The following is an 18,550-nucleotide window of genomic DNA, read 5'->3' on the forward strand; positions in this document are numbered from 1 at the left end:
ACGACGCCCAGCACTGTAATCGAACGGGGCCGGTGGACCCCGTCGAGGACCGGCCCCTACGGCACCAGCTCCGCCCACACCGTCTTCGCCCCGGCCGGCGCGTCCCCCACCCCCCAGCGGTCCGCGTACGCCTCGACGATCCGCAGGCCCCTGCCGCCCTCCGCGTCCCCCTCCCCCGGGTCCGGGACGCGCGGGAGCCGGTCACCCCGGGCATCGGTGACCTCGATACGCAGCGTGCGGTCCGCGCCCAGCTTCAGCCGCAGCCGGAAGTCCCTGCCCGGGACACGTCCGTGCCGGACGGCGTTGGACGCCAGCTCCGCGACCACCTGCGCGGCGGACTCATGCGGCTCACCCCACTCGTCGAGCTGGCGTTCGGTGAGCAGACGGGCCAGTCGGGCACCTCTTCGAGTGCTGGACAGCTGCACGGCGAAATGCCGGGTGGGCAGCACGGTTCGCGTGGGGGATTTCTGACTCATGTCACCCAGCGTGCTCGTCCGTCCCTACCCTGAACAGCGACGACCTCGGTACGGAGCGTGACTGTCCGGACGCGTTGCGGGGTCGTACGGCTCGTACGTCAGGAGGGGAACGCGTGGAGGACGAGGAAGCCGCGGCCGTGCTGCGGACGGTCGGGCGGCAGATCAAGATGTGGCGCGAGGCCGCCGGGCTCAAGCAGACGGAGCTGGGCTCGGCCATCGGGTACGGGGAGGAGATGGTCTCGTCCGTCGAACGGGCCCGGCGCATCCCCAAGCCGGACTTTCTCGACAAGGCGGATGAGGTGCTGGGCGCGGGCGGCAAGCTCTCCGCGATGAAGGAGGATGTGGAGAGGGCTCGGTATCCCAAGACCGTCCGGGACCTCGCCAAGCTGGAGGACGATGCCCTCGAACTCGGGGCTTACGACACCCACCAGATCAACGGGATGCTCCAGACACCGGAGTACGCCCACGCGTTGTACGCCATGCGCAGTCCCGCCTACACGGAGGACGAGATCGAGCGTCATGTCGCCGCCCGCATGGCACGCAAGTCCGTCTTCGACCGGCTGCCGCGACCGCTCATCACCTTTGTCCAGGAAGAGTCGACGCTTCGGCGGCCCATCGGGGGCAAAATGGTGCTGCACCGCCAGCTCGAACACCTCCTCGAAGTCGCCGCGTTGCGGCACGTGTCGATCCAGGTCATGCCGATCAACCGGGAGGACCACGCGGGGATGGCGGGTCCGTTCCGGCTCCTGAAGTTCCAGGACGGCAAGACGCTGGGGCACTGCGAAGCCCAGCTGCACAACCGTGTGATCAGCGATCCCAAGGACGCCCAGATCCTCGACATGCGCTATGGAATGATCCGGGCGCAGGCCCTCTCACCCCGAGAGTCCCTGGCCTTCATTGAGAAAGTTCTGGGAGACGAGACGTGACCACTGAACTCGCCTGGTTCAAGAGCAGCTACAGCAGCAATGACGGTCCCGACTGCGTCGAGGTCGCCATATCCTCGCCCTCCGTCCACATCCGCGACTCCAAGAACGAGGACGGCGCCCGGCTGTCGTTCACCGGCGGCGCCTGGGCCGAGTTCCTGGGGTTCACGGCAGAACGCTGACGTCCGCGAACCTCTCCAGCGCCCCGGGATCGAGTTCCCGGACGCGTGCCATGTCCGCCCTGGCCTCCTCCGGGTGTCCCATGGCCGTATGCAGCACGGCCCGGCGGCACAGGGCCCAGACGTAGCCCGGGCGCATCTCCACCGCCCGGTTCAGATCGGCCAGGGCCTCCGCGTGGCGGCCCAGGCGGGCCAGGGACTCGCCCCGGCTCGCGTAGGCCGACGTGTACGCGGGATCCAGGGCCAGCGCGATGTCCAGGTCGGCGACCGCCTCCTCGTCGCGGCCGGCGGCGCGCAGCGCGTCGCCGCGTTCGCAGCGGGCCCACGGCCAGTCCGGGTTCTGCTCCAACGCCCGGCTGAGGTCGTCCAGTTGGCGCCGGGAGTCACCCTGCGCGCGCCACACCCGGGCGCGGCGGGCGAGCGCCCAGGCGTAGTCGGGGTCGAGGCCCAGCGCCCGTTCCAGGTCGGCCAGGGCGGCGTCCAGGTCCCCAGCGCGTTCGTACGTGGCGCCCCGGGAGGCCCGGGCGAACGCGGAGGCGGGGTCGAGCCGTACCGCTTCGGTCAGGTCCCGGATCGCCTCGGCGTCGCGGCCGGCGATGCGGTGGTGCTCCCCGCGCAGTGCGCGGTACCAGGCGTTGTCCGGGTCGAGAGCGACGGCACGGTCCAGGTCGGCGATGGCCCCGTCGTGGTCGCCGAGGTCGCCCCGGATGCCGGAGCGGTGCCGGTAGGCGAGGGCCAGGTCCGGATCGAGCGCGACGGCCTGGTCGTACTCGGCCAGGGCCTGCGGGTACGCGCCCTCGCCGCGCAGTTCGTCGCCCCGGACGAGGCGGGCCCGGGCCTGGGTGGGAGCGTCGAGGACGGCACGGCGCAGGAGCAGCCCGAGCGCCGCGGCGACGCCCTCGGTGTGGAGGGCGGTCGTCAGGTCGGTTCCCCACGCGGCCACGGCCGGGAGGTCCGCGTCCTGCCCGGCGTCCACCAGGACGCGCGCCCACCGCACGGCCATGACCTCACCGGCGCCGCAGGCGGGGACGAAGTCCCCCAACGCCGCGTGCAGCGCCTCCCGTTCACCGGCGCAGAGCAGGTGGTAGGACTCGGCCTGCCGCAGGTCACGCCAGGTGTCGTCGGCCCAGGGGTCGGCCAGGCCCCGCCCGGCCTCCTCCCGCCACTGCCGGAACGTGCCCGCCAGGTGCCGGTGCCGCTGTGCCCACCCCCGGGGCGACCTGCGGCGTTCGGCGCGCAGCATCGGCGCCCGTACGACGTCGTGGTAGCGCAGCCGGCCCCCGCCGCGCTCGCTCACGAACGGCATCCCCCGCAACCACGTGTAGAGGGGCTCCTGTTGCTCCGCGGGGCAGTCGACCGCCGCCCGGAACACGTCCTCGTCCAGCCACCTCGGCAGCGCGCAGGCCAGGGCGGCGGACCGGTGGACCGGGTCGTCCTCCCATTTCAGAAAGCGGTCCACGGCCGTCGCGCTCGGGTCGCCCACGTCGTCCGGGTCGGTGGGGCGCGACTCGGCCAGGGTGGAGACCAGGACGGGCAGGCCGCCGGTGAGGCGCAGCACCTCCTCGACGACCGGTTCGGCCGTGACGCCCTTGGCGGCCAGCAGGCCGCGCGCCTCCGGCTCCGTGAAGGGGGCCAGCGGGAAGTCGGCCACGAAGTCCGCGAGGCCGCCCCAGCGGGCCGGGTCCAGGGGGGCGCGGCCCGCCGAGACCACGACCGTCGTGGCGGGCATCGCGCCGTGGCGGTCGGTCGTCATCGTCTCGTGCAGCCACGGGTCCAGGTACTGGCCTGTCCGCTCGTAGGTGTCCAGGAAGAGGGCGATCCAGGGCGCGTCCGTGTCCGACAGTTCGCGCAGGAGCACCGGAGTGAGCACCTGCTCGGGGGTGAGGACCAGCCGGAGGTCGTCGTGGTTGCGGAAGCGGGCGATGAGGCTCGCACGCAACCGGTCGGCGGCACCGGCGAGTTGCTCCGCGTCGAGCATCCCGGCCAGGGGTCCGACCACCGGCACCATCCCGGCGGCGACCACCCCGGCCCGTGCCGCCATCCGGCCGCCGGTGGACGGGCCGGTCTCCTCCGGCCCGGTGCCCAGGACGGCCAGTGCGGCCAGTTCGGCCTCGTGCCGGCGTTCCCGGTGGGCGGCGAGGAGGCGGTCCAGCTCCTTCAACCGCGTTCCCTGGGCGGCGAACTGGCGGCTGATCTCCGCCAGCACCTCAGGGACGCTGCCCGCGCTGTCGTCTACGTAGGCCGTCAGCGCGCCCTGTTCGCGGGCGGTCTGCTCCAACTCCCGCAGCAGGAAGGTCTTCCCGACGCCAGCGTTGCCGTGCGCGTGGAAGCGGAAGCGGTGGCGTTCGTCGTGGGGCGCGGTGGTGAAGTTGGCCCGGAACGCCGCGCGTTCGGCGGACCGTCCGACGAATCCGGCCCGGCTGCGCTGCCGTATCAGCTCCTGAAGGGACGGTCCGGGCTGCGCCATCGGTACATTCCCCTCGTCTCGCGCGGTCGGGCTCGGTCGTCATTCTCGCCCAACTGCCGTGGGGTACAACGGAAGACCGTGCGCGGGGAGAATGATCGTCATGACCACCCCCACTTCACGCGGCACGCTGTCGCTCGCCGCCACGCTGCTCACCACGACCATCGCCCTCTACATGGCGCTCGTCGCCTTCGGGAACATCACCGACTTCGGGACCAACCAGCAGTTCGTCCGCCATGTGCTGGCCATGGACACCACGTTCAAGGACGAGGACCTGATGTGGCGGGCCGTCACGAGCCGGGGGCTCCAGGACGCCGCCTACGTCGGGATCATCGTCTGGGAGACCCTCACCGCACTGGTCCTCATATACGGCAGCTGGCTGTGGGTCCGCCGCGACGACCTGCGGGCCCGGCGGATGTCCACCTACGGGCTGCTGATGGTGATGCTGCTGTTCGGGGCCGGGTTCATCGCGATCGGCGGCGAGTGGTTCTCGATGTGGCAGTCGGAGAACTGGAACGGGCTGGACGCGGCGACGCGGATCTTCCTGTTCAGCGGGGTCGTGCTGATCGTCAATCAGCTGTCGGGCCCGCGGACGGAGACGTCCGCCACCTGAGCGCCGCTCCCGCGCGACCGGGCCGCTACTTGACGACGGTCACGGTCGTGCCGACCGTGCCGAACGCCCACAGGGCCGTGCCGTCCGCCTTCCGCATCCTGACCCCGCCGGTCCTGGTGCCGGAGGCGGCGGGCGGCGGCGAGGCGCCGTCGACCGCGTTGGAGAAGGCGACGGAGACCCCGTCCTTCGCGGTGAAGTACAGGATGTGCTCGATCCGGACGCCGTCCGAGCCGGTCGTGGCCGGGTTGCGCGAGGAGACCGTGTAGCGGCCGGGGTCGGGGCTGACCGAGCCGGGCCAGACGGTGAACGTCCGGCGGGCCGACTCGCTCGCGTCGACCAGCCACACCCGCTTCTCGCCGAGGGAGTAGACGACGCGCCGGCCGGTGCCGGAGCCGTCGGGCACCCGCTCGGGGGCCGAGGCCGTGGGGGTGGGCTGCGCCGAGGCCGTGCTGCTCGGCTTGGCCGAGGTGGCGGTGGGGTGCGAGCCCTGGTCCGCCCGCACGCCCAGGACCGTCACCGCGGCTATCGCTCCCACGGTCAGCCCGGTCACCCAGGCCCACGAAGGAAGTCGGGCAGGCACCGGCACGCATCTCCTCAGTCACGGGACCCCGCATCCCAGCGGGGTTCCGATCATCGTACTGCGCACCCGCCGCCCCTCGGATCCCTCAGGGGCCCCCGGGGGTCTTGCGGACCGGGACCGGGCCCGTGCCCGCGCCGCGGGCCGCGTAGCGCGGGGTGCGCAGCGGGGCCGCGTAGGAGAGGTGCACCAGACGGGTCTGCTCCTGGCGCATGTGCATGAGGGATTCGAGGATGTAGCCCACGAGCAGGACCAGGGCCGCGATGGTCATGATCGCGGCGGCGAGGATCGCCGTGGGCACCCGGGGCACGGTGCCGGTCTCGACGAAGTCGGCGATGACGGGGATGCCGAGGACGAGCGAGATGAGGGCGAGGACACCCGCGATCACGGTGTGGACCAGTGAGGGGCGCTCGCGCCGGGCCAGGTCGAGGATGACCCGCAGGATGCGCCAGCCGTCCCGGTAGGTGCGCAGCTTGCTCTCGCCGCCGGCGGGCCGGACCCGGTAGTCGGTGAGGACCTCCGCGGTGGGCAGCCGTAGGTGCAGCGCGTGGATCGTCATCTCGGTCTCGGTCTCGAACTCGCGGGCCAGCGCCGGGAAGGACTTCACGAAGCGCCGTGAGAAGACCCGGTAGCCGCTGAGCATGTCGGTGACGTCGTTGCCGAACAGGGCCCGCACGGCCCCGGTGAGCAGCTTGTTGCCGACCGCGTGCCCGGCCCGGTAGGCCCCGTCGACCGTCACCCGGCGGGCGCCGACGACCTGGTCGTAGGGGCCTTCGAAGAGCAGGTTCACCAGGTCCCGGGCGCGGGAGGCGTCGTAGGTGTCGTCGCCGTCGATGAGGAGCAGCGCGTCGGCGTCGACATCGGCGAAGGCGCGGCGGATGACGTTGCCCTTGCCCTTGCGGGTCTCCTGCCGGACGATCGCGCCGGCCGCCCGGGCGACCTCCACGGTCCGGTCGGTGGAGGCGTTGTCGTACACGTAGACGACCGCCTCGGGCAGGGCCGCGCGCAGGTCACGGACGACCTTGCCGACGGCCGCCTCCTCGTTGTGGCACGGCACGACACACGCGATCGTCGGTTCCACGACCACTCCTCACTCGACCGGTTCCTCACACCGCCGGCGCCCCCTGCCTCGGCACCTCATACATCAGCACCTCACATAGTCGGACATCATGCGATATGAGCGCGCCTGACCGGATGGGGCACGCCCGGTCGCTACGCTCGCCGTGTGCCGGTCCTCGAGTCTGTGACGCTGCGTGCGCGTGACGCCATCAAGGGCCTCTGGCGCGAGGCCGCCAAGTTCGGTGTCGTCGGGGTCCTGGCCTTCGTCGTCGACAACGGCGGGTACAACCTGCTCGTCTTCGGCCTGCCCGGCGGCGCGGCGGGCGGGGTGATGCGGACCGCTCCCGTGCAGGCCTCCGTCGTCGCGACGGCCGTCGCCGCGCTCTTCAGCTGGGTCGGGAACCGCTACTGGACCTACCGCGGCCGGCACCGCGAGAAGGTGACCGAGGAGCTGATGCTGTTCCTCGTCGCGAACGGGGCCGGGCTCGCCATCACCGCGGGCACGGTCTTCGCCTCCCGGCAGCTGCTCGGACTGGACTCGGCGCTCAGCGACAACACCGCCCGCATCATCGGCTGGGTCCTCGCGACCCTGTTCCGGTTCTACGCCTACCGGCGCTACGTCTTCGTCGCTCCCCGGCCGGCCGGACCCCACCCAGCCGTTAGCATCCGGCATATGGGACAAACAGGGTGGAGGCGGCGGGGGCGGCAGCACTGGACCTGGGCACTGACCGCCGTCGCCGCGGTCTGCTGGGCGGCCACGGCCCTCGTCTTCGCCCCCGGCTATCTGAGTCCCGACAGCCTCGACCAGTTGCGGCAGGCCCGGGGCATGACGCAGCTGACGGACTGGCACCCGCCCGTGCTCGCCCTGGTGTGGCGGGCCCTCATCGCGGTGACCGGTTCGCTCACGTCCCTGCTGGTCGTGCAGTCCTTCGTCTTCTGGGCGGCGCTGTGGGTGCTGGCCCGCTGCGTGTGGCGGCTCACCGCGAGCCGGGGCGGTTCGCTCGCCGTGCTCGGTCTCGGGCTGCTGCCGTACGTGCTGACGTTCGTCGGGGTGGTGTGGAAGGACGTGCACGCGGCGTTCGCGCTGCTCGCCGCCTGCGCGGTCGCGTTCACCGGCCTGCTGCTGCGGGACCGCGACCCCCGGCCCGCCGTGCGCTGGGGCCTGCTCGCGCTGGGCGTGCTGTTCCTCGCCTACGCCATGCTGGTGCGCAAGAACGCCTTCCTCGCCGCGATCCCCGTCTTCGTCATGCTGGTCCTCGCACTGTGGGGCACCCCCGGCCGCCGTACGTGGGTGACCTGCACGGCGGCCCTCGCGGCGGCGCTCGTCGTCCCCGCCGCCGCCATCTCCCTGTTCGCCGCGCCGTTGCAGACCAAGCAGGGCGCGCAGATCATGCTGGACGACCTCGTCCACGTGCTGACCGTGGACGAACTGCGCTCGGTGGACGTGTCACCCGCGCTGCGGGACCGGCTCGTGGCCTCCGCGCGGGAGTGCGAACGCGTCGGCGCCCTCTCCGACGCCTACTGGGCCTGCTACCGCCGCCCGGCGGACGGGCTGCGCGGCGACGCGGGCGCGATCACGTCCCTGTGGCTGCGGGAGATGAGCGGGCACGTGCCGCAGTACCTCCAGTACCGGCTGCTGCTGTTCACGACCCTGCTGTTCGAGACCGACTACGTGTACAAGGCGGGGATCACCCGCAACGACCTGGGCGTCGAGGTGGCGAACCCGCGTCTGGAGGACCTGCTCGGCACGTACGTCAAGGGCATGGCGCAGGACCTGCCGTGGCTGTTCCGCGGCTGGTTCTGGCTCGCCGTCGCGCTGGTGCTGACGATCCGTCCCGGCCGGGGCGTGTTCGCGATGCCGGTCCGGGCGCTGGGCGTCAGCTCGGCGGCGTACATCCTCGGCTATCTGCCGATCATGCCGGCGACGGACTACCGGTACGTGTACTGGCCGGCGATCGCCTGCTCGCTCGGCCTGCTGCTGCTCCTGCTGGGCCGGGGCAGGCCCGCACCGCCCCCGACGGCCCCCGGCGCCACGGCCGGCCGCACCCTGACGGCACACGAGCCGGCGGACGCCGGGAGCCAGTAGACCACCGGCCGCTCGGGCACCCCGGCCGGTCGGCACCGGCCAGTCGGACACCCGGCCGGTCAGGCACCGGCCGGTCGGGTTTCGGCCGGTCGGGTTTCGGTCAGTCGAGTACCGGCAGCAGCTCCGGCAGATGCCCGTCCGACGCCGTCGCCGCCCGCTGCCGCTCCTCGGGGACCTCGCCGTAGAGGGTGTTCCGGGGCCGGGCCGGGCGGCCCGCCGCGTCCGCCACGGCGATCAGGTCCTTCACCGACTTGTACGAGCCGTACGACGAGCCCGCCATGCGGGAGATGGTCTCCTCCATGAGCGTCCCGCCGAGGTCGTTCGCCCCCGAGCGGAGCATCTCGGCGGCGCCCTCGGTGCCGAGCTTCACCCAGCTCGTCTGGATGTTGGGGATGTACGGGTGCAGCAGCAGCCGGGCCATGGCCGTCACCGCGCGGTTGTCCCGCATGGTCGGGCCCGGACGCGCGATCCCCGCGAGGTACACCGGCGCGTTGGTGTGCACGAACGGCAGCGTCACGAACTCCGTGAACCCGCCCGTGCGCTGCTGGATGCCGGCCAGCGTGCGCAGATGCCCGAGCCAGTGGCGCGGCTGGTCGACATGGCCGTACATCATCGTCGAGGACGAGCGGATGCCCAGCTCGTGGGCCGTCGTGACGACGTCGATCCAGTCGGCGGCGGGCAGCTTGCCCTTGGTGAGGATCCAGCGGACCTCGTCGTCGAGGATCTCGGCGGCCGTGCCCGGGATGGTGTCCAGACCCGCCTCCTTGGCCGCGGTCAGCCACTCACGGACCGACATGCCCGTGCGGGTCGCGCCGTTGACGACCTCCATCGGCGAGAAGGCGTGCACATGCATGCCGGGGACGCGTTCCTTCACGGCCCGCGCGATGTCGAAGTACGCCGTGCCGGGCAGGTCCGGGTGGATGCCGCCCTGCATGCACACCTCCACCGCGCCCACGTCCCACGCCTGCTGGGCCCGGTCGGCGACCTGGTCCAGGGAGAGGGTGTAGGCGTCGGCGTCCGTGCGGCGCTGGGCGAACGCGCAGAAACGGCAGCCGGTGTAGCAGACGTTGGTGAAGTTGATGTTGCGCGTGACGATGTAGGTGACGTCGTCGCCCACGGCCGACTTGCGCACGTCGTCGGCGACCCGGGCGAGGGCGTCCAGCGCCGGGCCGTCCGCGTGCAGCAGGGCCAGGGCCTCGTCGTCGGTGAGCTTCGTCGGATCGTCGGCGGCCGTGCGCAGCGCCTCGCGCACGTCGGTGTCGATGCGCTCGGGGGCCATGCCCGGGGCGGCGGCCTCGCGCAGGGCACCCCAGTCGCCGTACACCTCGTCGAAGTCGTCCCGGCGGTCCGACGTACGGCCCTCGGTGTCGATGGAGCTGTGCAGGTCGGTGCGGCCGGACGCCGTGAAGACCTCCTCCGGCTCCTGCCACGGCAGACCCTGCGGGAGGGCCTCGGGCCGGGCCAGGCCGGTCTCCGGGTCGGCCAGAGCGGCCACGTGCGGGCGCAGCCGCGGGTCCAGCCACGGCTCGCCGCGCTTGACGAACTCCGGGTACACGCACAGCCGTTCACGCAGCTCGAACCCGGCCGCCCGGGACTTCTCGGCGAGCTGCTCGATCTGCGGCCAGGGGCGCTCGGGGTTGACGTGGTCGATGGTGAGCGGGGAGACGCCGCCCCAGTCGTCGATGCCGGCGCGGATCAGCCGCTCGTACTCGTCGTCGACGAGGTTGGGCGGGGCCTGGATGTTGCCGTTCGGGCCCATCAGGAGACGGGCGACGGCCACCGTGGCGACCAGTTCGTCGAGCTCGGCGTCGGGCATGCCGCGCATCGCGGTGTCCGGCTTGGCGCGGAAGTTCTGGATGATCAGTTCCTGCACGCCGTGGTAGGCCCGGGAGACCTTCCGCAGCGCGAACAGCGACTCGGCGCGCTCCTCGTAGGTCTCCCCGATGCCTATGAGGACGCCCGAGGTGAAGGGCACGGAGGACCGCCCGGCGTCCTCCAGCACCCGAAGCCGCACTGCGGGCTCCTTGTCGGGGGAGCCGTGGTGAGGGCCGCCCGGCTCCGACCAGAGGCGGGTCGCGGTGGTCTCCAGCATCATGCCCATGCTCGGCGCGACCGGCTTGAGCCGCTGGAAGTCGCTCCAGCTCATGACGCCCGGGTTGAGGTGGGGAAGCAGGCCGGTCTCCTCCAGGATGCGGACGGAGACGGCACGGACGTAGGCGAGGGTGTCGTCGTAGCCGTGCGCGTCGAGCCACTCGCGCGCCTCCGGCCAGCGGTCCTCGGGCTTGTCGCCGAGGGTGATGAGGGCTTCCTTGCAGCCGCGGGCAGCACCCCTGCGGGCCACGTCCAGCACTTCGTCGGGCGACATGAACATCCCGTGGCCCTCGCGGCGCAGCTTGCCCGGGACGGTGACGAACGTGCAGTAGTGGCACTTGTCCCGGCACAGCCGCGTCAGCGGGATGAAGACGGACTTGGAGTACGTGATGACGCCGGGCCGCCCGGCCGCCTCCAGCCCCGCGTCCCGCACCCGTGCGGCCGAGGCCGACAGGTCCCCCAGCTGCTCACCCCGGGCCTGGAGCAGCACCGCCGCCTCGGCGACGTCGAGCGAGACGCCGTCCCTGGCCCGTTTCAGGGCGCGACGCATGGAGTTCTCGGTGGGGCCGGTTCCGGAGGTCGCGGGAGTCGTCATCCTTCGAGCATACGAGTGCGCTGATCAGGCTCGGAGAAGCCCCGTCAGTGGAAGGCCAGCCACCCGATGCCCAGGGCCGAGGTGAGACCGGCGGCGGCCACGGCGGCCGGCCGGTTGCGGTGCAGGGTCAACCAGACCAGCGCGGCGGTCACCAGCACGGCCGTCGTGCCGATCGCGGCGCGCAGCAGCCCCTGGCTGTAGCCGTACTCCGTGAAGTGCCGCAGGAGCCAGGAAAACCACCAAAGCCTCAAGACGCTCTCCCCCGTGGAATCAGTGAGCCGGGCCGTCACCCGTGTCGTGCGCGGTGGTCGGCCGCGCACCGGTGTGCTCCCGGCCCGGTTGTTGACCCCCAGTTTAGTAGGGAGCGCCAAAGGGCCCGTCCCGTAGGGGAGTTGTCAGAGGTGGTCGGCGAGGCCGTCCAGGGCCTTCAGCACCTCCGTCTCCCCCGCCGGGGGCAGCTGCGCCACGACCTCCTCGAGGCCGAGGTCGGCGTAGTGGGCGAGCTTGCCCGGGGTGGGGTGAATGGCGTAGGGCACGACCTGGAGGGCCTCGGGATCGCGGCCGGCGTCGGCCCACACGGTGCGCAGCAACGGCAGGGCCTCGCCCAGGCCCCGGCCGCCGATCGGCAGCCAGCCGTCGGCGTACTCGCTGATGTGCGCGAACAGCCGGGGTCCGGCGGCCCCGCCGACGAGCGTGCGCGGGCCGATGACCGGGCCGCGCGGCTCGCGCACGGGCTTCGGGAACGCGTGGCTGGCCCGGACGCTGCCGAACTCCCCCTCGTAGGCGGCCGGTTCCCGCGACCACAGGGCCCGCATCAGCGCCATCCGGTCCCTGACCAGCTCGCGCCGGGTGCTCCAGCGCACGCCGTGGTCGGCGGCCTCCTCGACGTTCCAGCCGAAGCCGACGCCGAGGGTGAACCGGCCGCCGGAGAGGTGGTCGAGGGTCGCGACCTGCTTGGCCAGGTCGATCGGGTCGTGCTGCGCGACGAGCGTGATGCCCGTGCCCAGACCGAGCCGCCCGGTGACGGCGGCGGCCTGGCCGAGCGCCACGAACGGGTGGAGGGTACGGCCGTACTCGGGCGGCAGCTCACCGCCCGCCGGGTACGGCGTGGTCCGCTCGACGGGGATGTGGGTGTGCTCGGGCAGGTACAGCCCGGCGAAACCGCGCTCCTCCAGCTCCCGGGCGAGCCGGGTCGGGGTGATCGTCTCGTCGGTGAGGAAGATCGTCACGGCGATGCGCATGACGTATCTGTACCGGAGGTCGGCCGCACTGTCGATACCGACCGGTCGGACGTTCGGATGACCGTCCCCTGTCCGGTGGGCCCCCGGTCGGTACTCCCCGAGCCTCCCCCTGTTTTCCCCGGCCGATTCCCCTGTCTTGCACGCCTGTTCACGGCTGACTACAAGGGTGCACACGCACCACCCCGCACGACCCGTGCCACGTCACCGACGACACCTGGGGAGCAGCAGCATGTGCGAGGACAGCCACGGCGGGCCCGGCCGGCGCGCCCTGTTCGTGACGGGAGCGGCGGCCGCCCTTACGTTGGGAAGCGTGAGCTTCGCTGCAGCGGCCGACGGGGGCCGGGAGAGCAGGACCGTGCGCGGCACGCTGCCGCCCGGCTCCCCGGACTTCGTGTACGTGCCCGTCGAGGTCCCGGCCGGGGTCCGCGAGCTGAAGGTCGCCTACACCTACGACCGGCCGTCCGTCCCGGCCGGCACCGCGGGCAACGCCCTGGACATCGGCGTCTTCGACGAGCGCGGCACCGAGCTCGGCGGCCGGGGCTTCCGGGGCTGGTCGGGCGGGGCGCGCACGGAGTTCTTCGTACGGGCGGACGACGCGACGCCCGGCTACATCCCGGGCCCGGTGCACGAGGGCACCTGGCACATCGCGCTCGGCCCGTACACCGTCGCCCCGCAGGGCCTGTCGTACGAGATCACGATCACGCTGACCTACGGGGAGCCGGGCGAGGCCGCCCGGCCGGTGTATCCGCGGCAGCGGGCGAAGGGCCGGGGGCGGGCCTGGTACCGGGGCGACTGCCATCTGCACTCCTGGCACTCCGACGGCCGCCGCACCCCCGCCGAGATCGGCGACCTGGCCAGGGCCGCCGGGCTGGACTTCATCAACTCCTCCGAGCACAACACCCATGCCGCGCACGCCCACTGGGCCGACGTGGCCGGGGACGACCTGCTGGTCATGCTGGGCGAGGAGATCACCACGCGCAATGGTCACGTGGTGGCTCTGGGCACCGACCCGGGCACCTTCGTCGACTGGCGCTACCGCGCCCGCGACAACCGCTTCGGCCGGTTCGCGCGGCAGATCCGCCGGGCCGGCGGCCTGGTCGTCCCGGCCCACCCGCACGCCACCTGCGTCGGCTGCAACTGGAAGTTCGGCTTCTCCGAGGCGGACGCCGTGGAGGTGTGGAACGGCCCCTACACGCCCGACGACGAGGTGGCGCTGGCCGACTGGGACAGCATGCTCGTGGCGTCGGTGCGGGACGGGCGCGGCTGGCTCCCGGCGATGGGCAGCAGCGACGCCCACCGCTCCCCGGACGCGGTGGGCAGCCCCCAGACGGTCGTCCTGGCCGACGACCTCACCCGGGAGGCGATCCAGGAGGGCATCCGGGCGGGACGGTCCTACATCGCCGAGTCCGCGCGCGTCACGCTGTCGCTGCGGGCGTCCGGCGGGCGCGGCGAGCACGCGGGCATCGGCGAGCGGCTCGCCGTCGGCCGCGACACCCCGGTCACCGTCCGCCTGGAGGTCACCGGCGCCCCGCGCTGCACGGTCCGCTTCGTCACCGACCAGGGCGTCCTGCACACCAGCGCCCCGCTGCCGGTCTCCGGCTCGGGCGTGGTCGAGTGGAGCACCACACCGTCGTACGCGGCGTACGTACGGGCGGAACTCCGGCACGAGGCGGCCGCGGGACCGCTGCCCGGTCCGCTGGCGGCGTTCACCAATCCGATCTTCCTGGGGCGCGACTAGGTCGTGTCCGCCAGGTCGGCGACGACCGCCGCGTGGTCGGAGGGCCACACCCCGTCGACGGGGCCGTCGCAGGCCCGCCGGACGGACCGTACGTGGCCGAGTCCGCCGGGGCCGGGCGGGCCCACGTGGATGTAGTCGATGCGCACGCCGGGCTCCCGGGTGGGTGCCACGTACGGGTTGGCCGCGTCCCAGGTGACGGAGGGGGCGGCCGGGTCGGCGTACTCCCAGGCGTCGAGGAGGACCTGCCCGGGCACGGCCGGGGCGGTCCTGTAGCCGCCGAGGAGGCGGACCTCGTCGGAGTCGGGCCAGGCGTTGAGGTCGCCGGTGACGACGGGCGGGAACGGGGTGTCGCCGCGGTGCCGGGCGACGAACCCGGCGAGCGCGGCGGCCTGCCCGCAGCGGATCGCCGAGCCGTGCAGGACGGAACTGAAGTGGGCGGTGAAGAAGGGCACTTCGTGGCCGGGCGCGGCCAGACGGGCGTAGAGGGCGAGGCGGCCGTCGTCCGTGTCGGCCGGGGCGGGCAGCGGCAGCACGTCCTGGGCGACGACCGGCCATCTGCTCAGCACCGCGTTGCCTATGCCGACCGTGGGGTCCCCGATCCGCCGCTGCCAGCGCTCCGGGGCGGGCGAGGCTCCCCAGGCCCAGTGCAGGCCCAGCTCACCGGCGAGCCACTCGGCGAGGTTCTCGCCGTCGGCCGCCCACACCTCCTGCAGTCCGACGACGTCGGGCCGCAGCTCCCGCAGGGCCGTGACGATCGCCTTCTGCCGCGTCTGCCACGGCCCGAAGCGCCACCACAGGTTCCAGGTCACGATCCGCATCCGCAGCCACCCGCTCTCCTCGTTGCCGCGTGGGGGATCATTGAAGCAGGCCGCGTTGCGGAAATCCGTGAGAGCTTCGTGCGAAAGGAGACCCGCAGACGATGTCCCGCAGCACCGACCTGAGGTTCCGTGCGACGACGGCGTTCCAGCGCCGCCTCAACCCGATCCTGCGCCGCCTCCCCTTCCAGACGGTCCTGGAGACGACGGGCCGCGTCTCCGGGCTGCCCCGCCGCACACCGGTGGGCGGGCGCCTGGTCGGCGGCTCCTTCTGGCTGGTGTCGGAGTTCGGCGAACGGTCGCAGTACGTCCGCAACATCAAGGCCGATCCGCGGGTGCGGGTGCGCATCCGCGGCCGATGGCACCAGGGCACGGCGCATCCGATGCCGCAGGACGACCCGGTGGCACGGCTGCGGGGCCTGCCCCGGGTCAACAGCCTGGGGGTGCGGGCCCTCGGGACGAACCTGCTGACCGTGCGGGTGGACCTGGACGCCTGAGAGGCCTCAGCCCGGCCACACGATCGACTGCACCTCGCTGTAGGTGTGCAGGGCGTACGAGCCGACGTCCCGGCCCACACCGCTCTGCTTGAAGCCGCCGAAGGGCGCCTCCATGTTCCGCCCGACCGTGTTGATCCCGACCCCGCCGGCCCGCAGCCGCCGGGCCACCCGGAAGGCCCGGGCCACGTCGCCCGACCAGACGTAGTCGATCAGCCCGTAGTCGGTGTCGTCGGCGAGCGCGATGCCCTCCTCCTCGTCGTCGAAGGGGATGACGACCACCACCGGCCCGAAGATCTCCTCACGGGCCACGCGCATGCCGCTGCCGCAGTCGGCCAGGAGGGTCGGGGCGACGTAGAAGCCGGCCGGCAGGTCCGGGCGTTGTCCGCCCGCGACCACCACCGCCCCCTCCTTGCGGCCCAGTTCGACGTACGACTCCACGCGGTCGCGGTGCGCCGCCGAGATCACCGGCCCGACCACGGTGTCCGGCTCCCGTGGATCCCCGACCTTCAACCGCGTTGCATAAGACACCAGTTGCTCCACCAGCCGGTCGTGGATCCCTCGCTGGGCCAGCACCCGCGTCGGTGCCGTGCAGATCTGTCCGCTGTAGAAGGAGAAGGTGGTGCCGATCCCGGCCACGGCCGAGGCGAGGTCGGCGTCGTCGAAGACGAGCGCGGCGCCCTTGCCGCCCAGCTCCATCAACTGCCGCTTCATGCCCCGCCCGCACACCTCGGCGATGCTCCGCCCGACCGCCGTGGAGCCGGTGAAGCTCACCATGTCGACGTCCGGCGAGGCGACGGCCGCCTCGCCGACCTCCGTACGTGTGCCGCTGACCACGTTCACCACACCCGGCGGCACGCCGGCCGCCTCCAGCGCCTCGGCCATCCGGTAGACCGACAGCGGATCCTGCGGAGCCGGCTTCACCACGACCGTGTTGCCCATGGCCAGGGCCGGGGCGACCTTGCCGGCCGGGTTGGCCCAGGGGTTGTTGTACGAGGTGATGCAGGTGACCACTCCGACGGGCTGCCGGACGGCCAGGGCGCCCATCACGCCCGCCCTGCCCATCGGACCGGCCTCGTTGATCTGCGGCGGCACCGCCCACTCTGCGGGCTCCACGCGGGCGTAGCGCCGGAAGCGGGCGGCCGCGACCCCGACCTGCAGGGCGCGTGCGGTGCGCAGGGTCGCTCCGGTCTCGGCCGCGGCCAGCTCCGCGTGCTCCTTCAGCCGGGTGGCGATGAGCCCCGCCGCCCGGGCGAGCACCGCGGCCCGTTCCTCCGGCGCCGTGCGCGACCAGGGCCCGAAGGCCTCGCGGGCCGCGGCGCACGCCGCCCGCACCTGGTCCCGCGAGGCTTCCGGCGCCCACCCGACGGGCCGCTCGGTCGCCGGGTCGATCACCTCGTAGTGCCCGCCCTCCGGCTCCACCCAGGAGCCGCCGACGAACAGCGACTGCCGTGCCGTCACCTCGTGCTCACCGTCTCCGTGTCACGCCCCGAGCGGAGCACCCGGCCCGGCACGGCCCCGGTCACCACGTCGTCCCGGATCGCCTCGACCCCGTTGACCCAGACGGCCCGCACGCCCAGCGCCCGGGAGTCCAGCCGCGGACTGCCGCCCGGCAGGTCGTGCACCAGGGTGGCCGGGCCCGCGTCGATCCGCTCCGGGTCGAGCAGCACGAGGTCCGCGTGCAGGCCCTCCTCGATCCGGCCCCGCTCGCGCAGCCCGAAGAGCCGGGCCGGGTCGTCGGTCAGCATCTTCACGGCCTGCTCCAGCCCGACCAGCCTCCGCCCCCGCAGGCAGTCCCCCAGGAACCGGGTCGTGTACGGCGCCCCGCACATCCGGTCCAGGTGGGCGCCCGCGTCGGACCCGCCGAGCAGCACGTCCTCGTGCTGCCAGGTCTCCGCGCGCAGCGCCCAGGACGCCGGGTCGTTGTCGGCCGGCATCGGCCACAGCACCGTGCGCAGGTCGTCCTGGGCGCAGATCTCCACCAGGCACGCGAAGGGCTCCTGCCCGCGCTCCTCGGCGATGTCCCCCACCACGCGCCCGGTCAGCCCGGCGTTGGCCTCGCTGTAGGTGTCGCCGATGACGTACCGCCCGAAGTTCGCGAGCCGCCGGAAGACACCCGCCTCCTTGGAGTCGGCGCGGCGCAGGAGTTCGGCCCGCACGTCCGGGTCGCGCAGCTTCCGGATCCGCTCGGGCACCGGCAGTCCGAGGACCGGCCCCCATCCCGGGATCAGATTGAGGGCGCAGAAGGTCCCCAGCGACATGTTCATCGGCGTGAGGATCGGCATGGTCAGGGCCACGACCCTGCCGCCCGCCTTCCGCGCCTGCTCACTCGCCAGCAGCTGCCGGGGCACCCGCTCGGGAACGGCCGCGTCGATCGTCAGCACGTTCCAGTTCAGCGGCCGCCCGGCCACCGCGCTCATCTCCACGAACAGATCGATCTCGGCGTCGCTGAACTGATCCAGACAGCCGGCGACGATCGCCTCGATCTGCGTGCCCTCACACTCGCCGACGGCCCGCGACAGCGCCAGCAGCTCGGCCGGCCGGGCGTGCCGGGAGGCGACGGGCTGTCCGTCGCCGTCGGAGTGGCTGGTCGACTGGGTGGTGGACAGCCCCCACGCCCCGGCGTCCATGGCCTCCCGCAGCAGCCGCACCATCGCGGCGAGCTGCTCCTGGCTCGGCTGCCCGCCCACCGCCTCCGGTCCCATGACGTGCCGCCGCAGCGCACAGTGCCCCACCATGAACCCGGCGTTGACGGCGATCCGCCCCTCCAGGGCGTCCAGATACTCACCGAAGGAGTGCCAGCTCCACGGCGCCCCTTGCTCCAGCGCCACCAGCGCCATGCCCTCGACCCGGGACATCATCCGCCGCGTGTAGTCGGCGTCCTCGGGCCGCCCGGGATGCAGCGGCGCGAGCGTGAACCCACAGTTGCCGCCGACGACGGTGGTGACCCCGTGGTTGAGCGACGGCGTGGCGTACGGATCCCAGAAGAGCTGGGCGTCGTAGTGGGTGTGCGGGTCGACGAACCCGGGCGTGAGGACGAGCCCGGTGGCGTCCTCGGTGGTGCGGGCTTCCTGGGTGACCTGGCCTATGACGGCGATCCGGCCGTCTCGTACGCCGACGTCGGCGGTGAACGCCGGGGCACCCGTCCCGTCCACGACGGTCGCGCCCTTGATGACGTGATCGAGCATGGGGGGCTTCC

At 72.8% G+C, this 18,550-nt stretch carries 16 protein-coding genes; 6 read left to right on the plus strand and 10 right to left on the minus strand.

The genetic code is table 11. The features are described 5' to 3' along the window. Positions 1–56 precede the first annotated feature (56 nt). A complete protein-coding gene (locus tag ACFZDI_RS25730; protein WP_391253545.1) occupies positions 57–476 on the minus strand; it encodes an ATP-binding protein in 420 nt (139 codons plus the stop codon). Between the two features lie 113 nt (positions 477–589). Between ACFZDI_RS25730 and ACFZDI_RS25735 the strand changes: the two genes are divergently transcribed. After that, complete coding sequence (locus ACFZDI_RS25735) at positions 590–1,402, plus strand: Scr1 family TA system antitoxin-like transcriptional regulator (protein ID WP_391253547.1); 813 nt, start codon at positions 590–592, stop codon at positions 1,400–1,402. Further along, positions 1,399–1,581, plus strand: coding sequence for a DUF397 domain-containing protein (locus ACFZDI_RS25740; RefSeq protein ID WP_234847916.1), 183 nt, complete (start codon positions 1,399–1,401; stop codon positions 1,579–1,581). The genes ACFZDI_RS25735 and ACFZDI_RS25740 overlap by 4 nt, the downstream gene beginning before the upstream one ends. Here ACFZDI_RS25740 and ACFZDI_RS25745 read toward each other — a convergent pair. Further along, entirely contained in the window at positions 1,565–4,045 is a 2,481-nt protein-coding gene (locus ACFZDI_RS25745) for a tetratricopeptide repeat protein (RefSeq protein WP_391253549.1), read from the minus strand. The genes ACFZDI_RS25740 and ACFZDI_RS25745 overlap by 17 nt on opposite strands. Before the next feature lie 100 nt (positions 4,046–4,145). On the opposite strand from ACFZDI_RS25745, the gene ACFZDI_RS25750 reads away from it, so the two are divergent. Further along, positions 4,146–4,655 (plus strand): DUF2165 family protein, encoded by a 510-nt coding sequence (locus tag ACFZDI_RS25750; protein ID WP_391253551.1) that lies wholly within the window; start codon positions 4,146–4,148, stop codon positions 4,653–4,655. Positions 4,656–4,680: 25 nt separating this feature from the next. Here ACFZDI_RS25750 and ACFZDI_RS25755 read toward each other — a convergent pair whose 3' ends face one another. Both ACFZDI_RS25755 and ACFZDI_RS25760 read right to left on the minus strand, forming a co-directional pair. Further along, the gene (locus ACFZDI_RS25755) at positions 4,681–5,235 is read right to left on the minus strand and encodes a hypothetical protein (protein WP_234847918.1); all 555 of its coding nucleotides are present in this window, start codon (positions 5,233–5,235) and stop codon (positions 4,681–4,683) included. Positions 5,236–5,320: 85 nt separating this feature from the next. After that, on the minus strand, positions 5,321–6,319 hold the full coding sequence (locus tag ACFZDI_RS25760; protein ID WP_391253553.1) for a glycosyltransferase: 999 nt from the start codon (positions 6,317–6,319) through the stop codon (positions 5,321–5,323). A 138-nt stretch (positions 6,320–6,457) separates the two neighbouring features. Between ACFZDI_RS25760 and ACFZDI_RS25765 the strand changes: the two genes are divergently transcribed. Further along, the gene (locus ACFZDI_RS25765) at positions 6,458–8,377 is read left to right on the plus strand and encodes a GtrA family protein (RefSeq protein ID WP_391253555.1); all 1,920 of its coding nucleotides are present in this window, start codon (positions 6,458–6,460) and stop codon (positions 8,375–8,377) included. Between the two features lie 100 nt (positions 8,378–8,477). On the opposite strand, the gene ACFZDI_RS25770 is transcribed toward ACFZDI_RS25765, so the two are convergent. The 3 genes from ACFZDI_RS25770 to ACFZDI_RS25780 form a co-directional block, all read right to left on the minus strand. Further along, entirely contained in the window at positions 8,478–11,063 is a 2,586-nt protein-coding gene (locus ACFZDI_RS25770; protein ID WP_391253557.1) for a bifunctional FO biosynthesis protein CofGH, read from the minus strand. Between the two features lie 44 nt (positions 11,064–11,107). Then, positions 11,108–11,314, minus strand: coding sequence for a hypothetical protein (locus tag ACFZDI_RS25775; protein ID WP_234847922.1), 207 nt, complete (start codon positions 11,312–11,314; stop codon positions 11,108–11,110). A 144-nt stretch (positions 11,315–11,458) separates the two neighbouring features. Next, entirely contained in the window at positions 11,459–12,304 is an 846-nt protein-coding gene (locus ACFZDI_RS25780) for a TIGR03619 family F420-dependent LLM class oxidoreductase (protein ID WP_391253560.1), read from the minus strand. Positions 12,305–12,533: 229 nt separating this feature from the next. Here ACFZDI_RS25780 and ACFZDI_RS25785 point away from each other — a divergent pair, with 229 nt between their 5' ends. Continuing rightward, positions 12,534–14,042: a CehA/McbA family metallohydrolase gene (locus ACFZDI_RS25785; RefSeq protein WP_391253562.1), complete on the plus strand. Its 1,509-nt coding sequence runs from the start codon at positions 12,534–12,536 to the stop codon at positions 14,040–14,042. On the opposite strand, the gene ACFZDI_RS25790 is transcribed toward ACFZDI_RS25785, so the two are convergent. Continuing rightward, entirely contained in the window at positions 14,039–14,860 is an 822-nt protein-coding gene (locus tag ACFZDI_RS25790; protein ID WP_234847925.1) for an endonuclease/exonuclease/phosphatase family protein, read from the minus strand. The genes ACFZDI_RS25785 and ACFZDI_RS25790 overlap by 4 nt on opposite strands. A gap of 101 nt (positions 14,861–14,961) precedes the next feature. On the opposite strand from ACFZDI_RS25790, the gene ACFZDI_RS25795 reads away from it, so the two are divergent. Then, positions 14,962–15,354: a nitroreductase/quinone reductase family protein gene (locus ACFZDI_RS25795; protein ID WP_234847926.1), complete on the plus strand. Its 393-nt coding sequence runs from the start codon at positions 14,962–14,964 to the stop codon at positions 15,352–15,354. Between the two features lie 6 nt (positions 15,355–15,360). On the opposite strand, the gene ACFZDI_RS25800 is transcribed toward ACFZDI_RS25795, so the two are convergent. Both ACFZDI_RS25800 and ACFZDI_RS25805 read right to left on the minus strand, forming a co-directional pair. Further along, on the minus strand, positions 15,361–16,812 hold the full coding sequence (locus ACFZDI_RS25800) for an aldehyde dehydrogenase family protein (protein ID WP_391253566.1): 1,452 nt from the start codon (positions 16,810–16,812) through the stop codon (positions 15,361–15,363). Next, positions 16,809–18,539: an amidohydrolase family protein gene (locus ACFZDI_RS25805; protein WP_234847928.1), complete on the minus strand. Its 1,731-nt coding sequence runs from the start codon at positions 18,537–18,539 to the stop codon at positions 16,809–16,811. The genes ACFZDI_RS25800 and ACFZDI_RS25805 overlap by 4 nt, the downstream gene beginning before the upstream one ends. Positions 18,540–18,550 lie beyond the last annotated feature (11 nt).

The organism is Streptomyces sp. NPDC007907 (assembly GCF_042959365.1).
Classification (GTDB): Bacteria; Actinomycetota; Actinomycetes; order Streptomycetales; family Streptomycetaceae; genus Streptomyces; species Streptomyces indiaensis.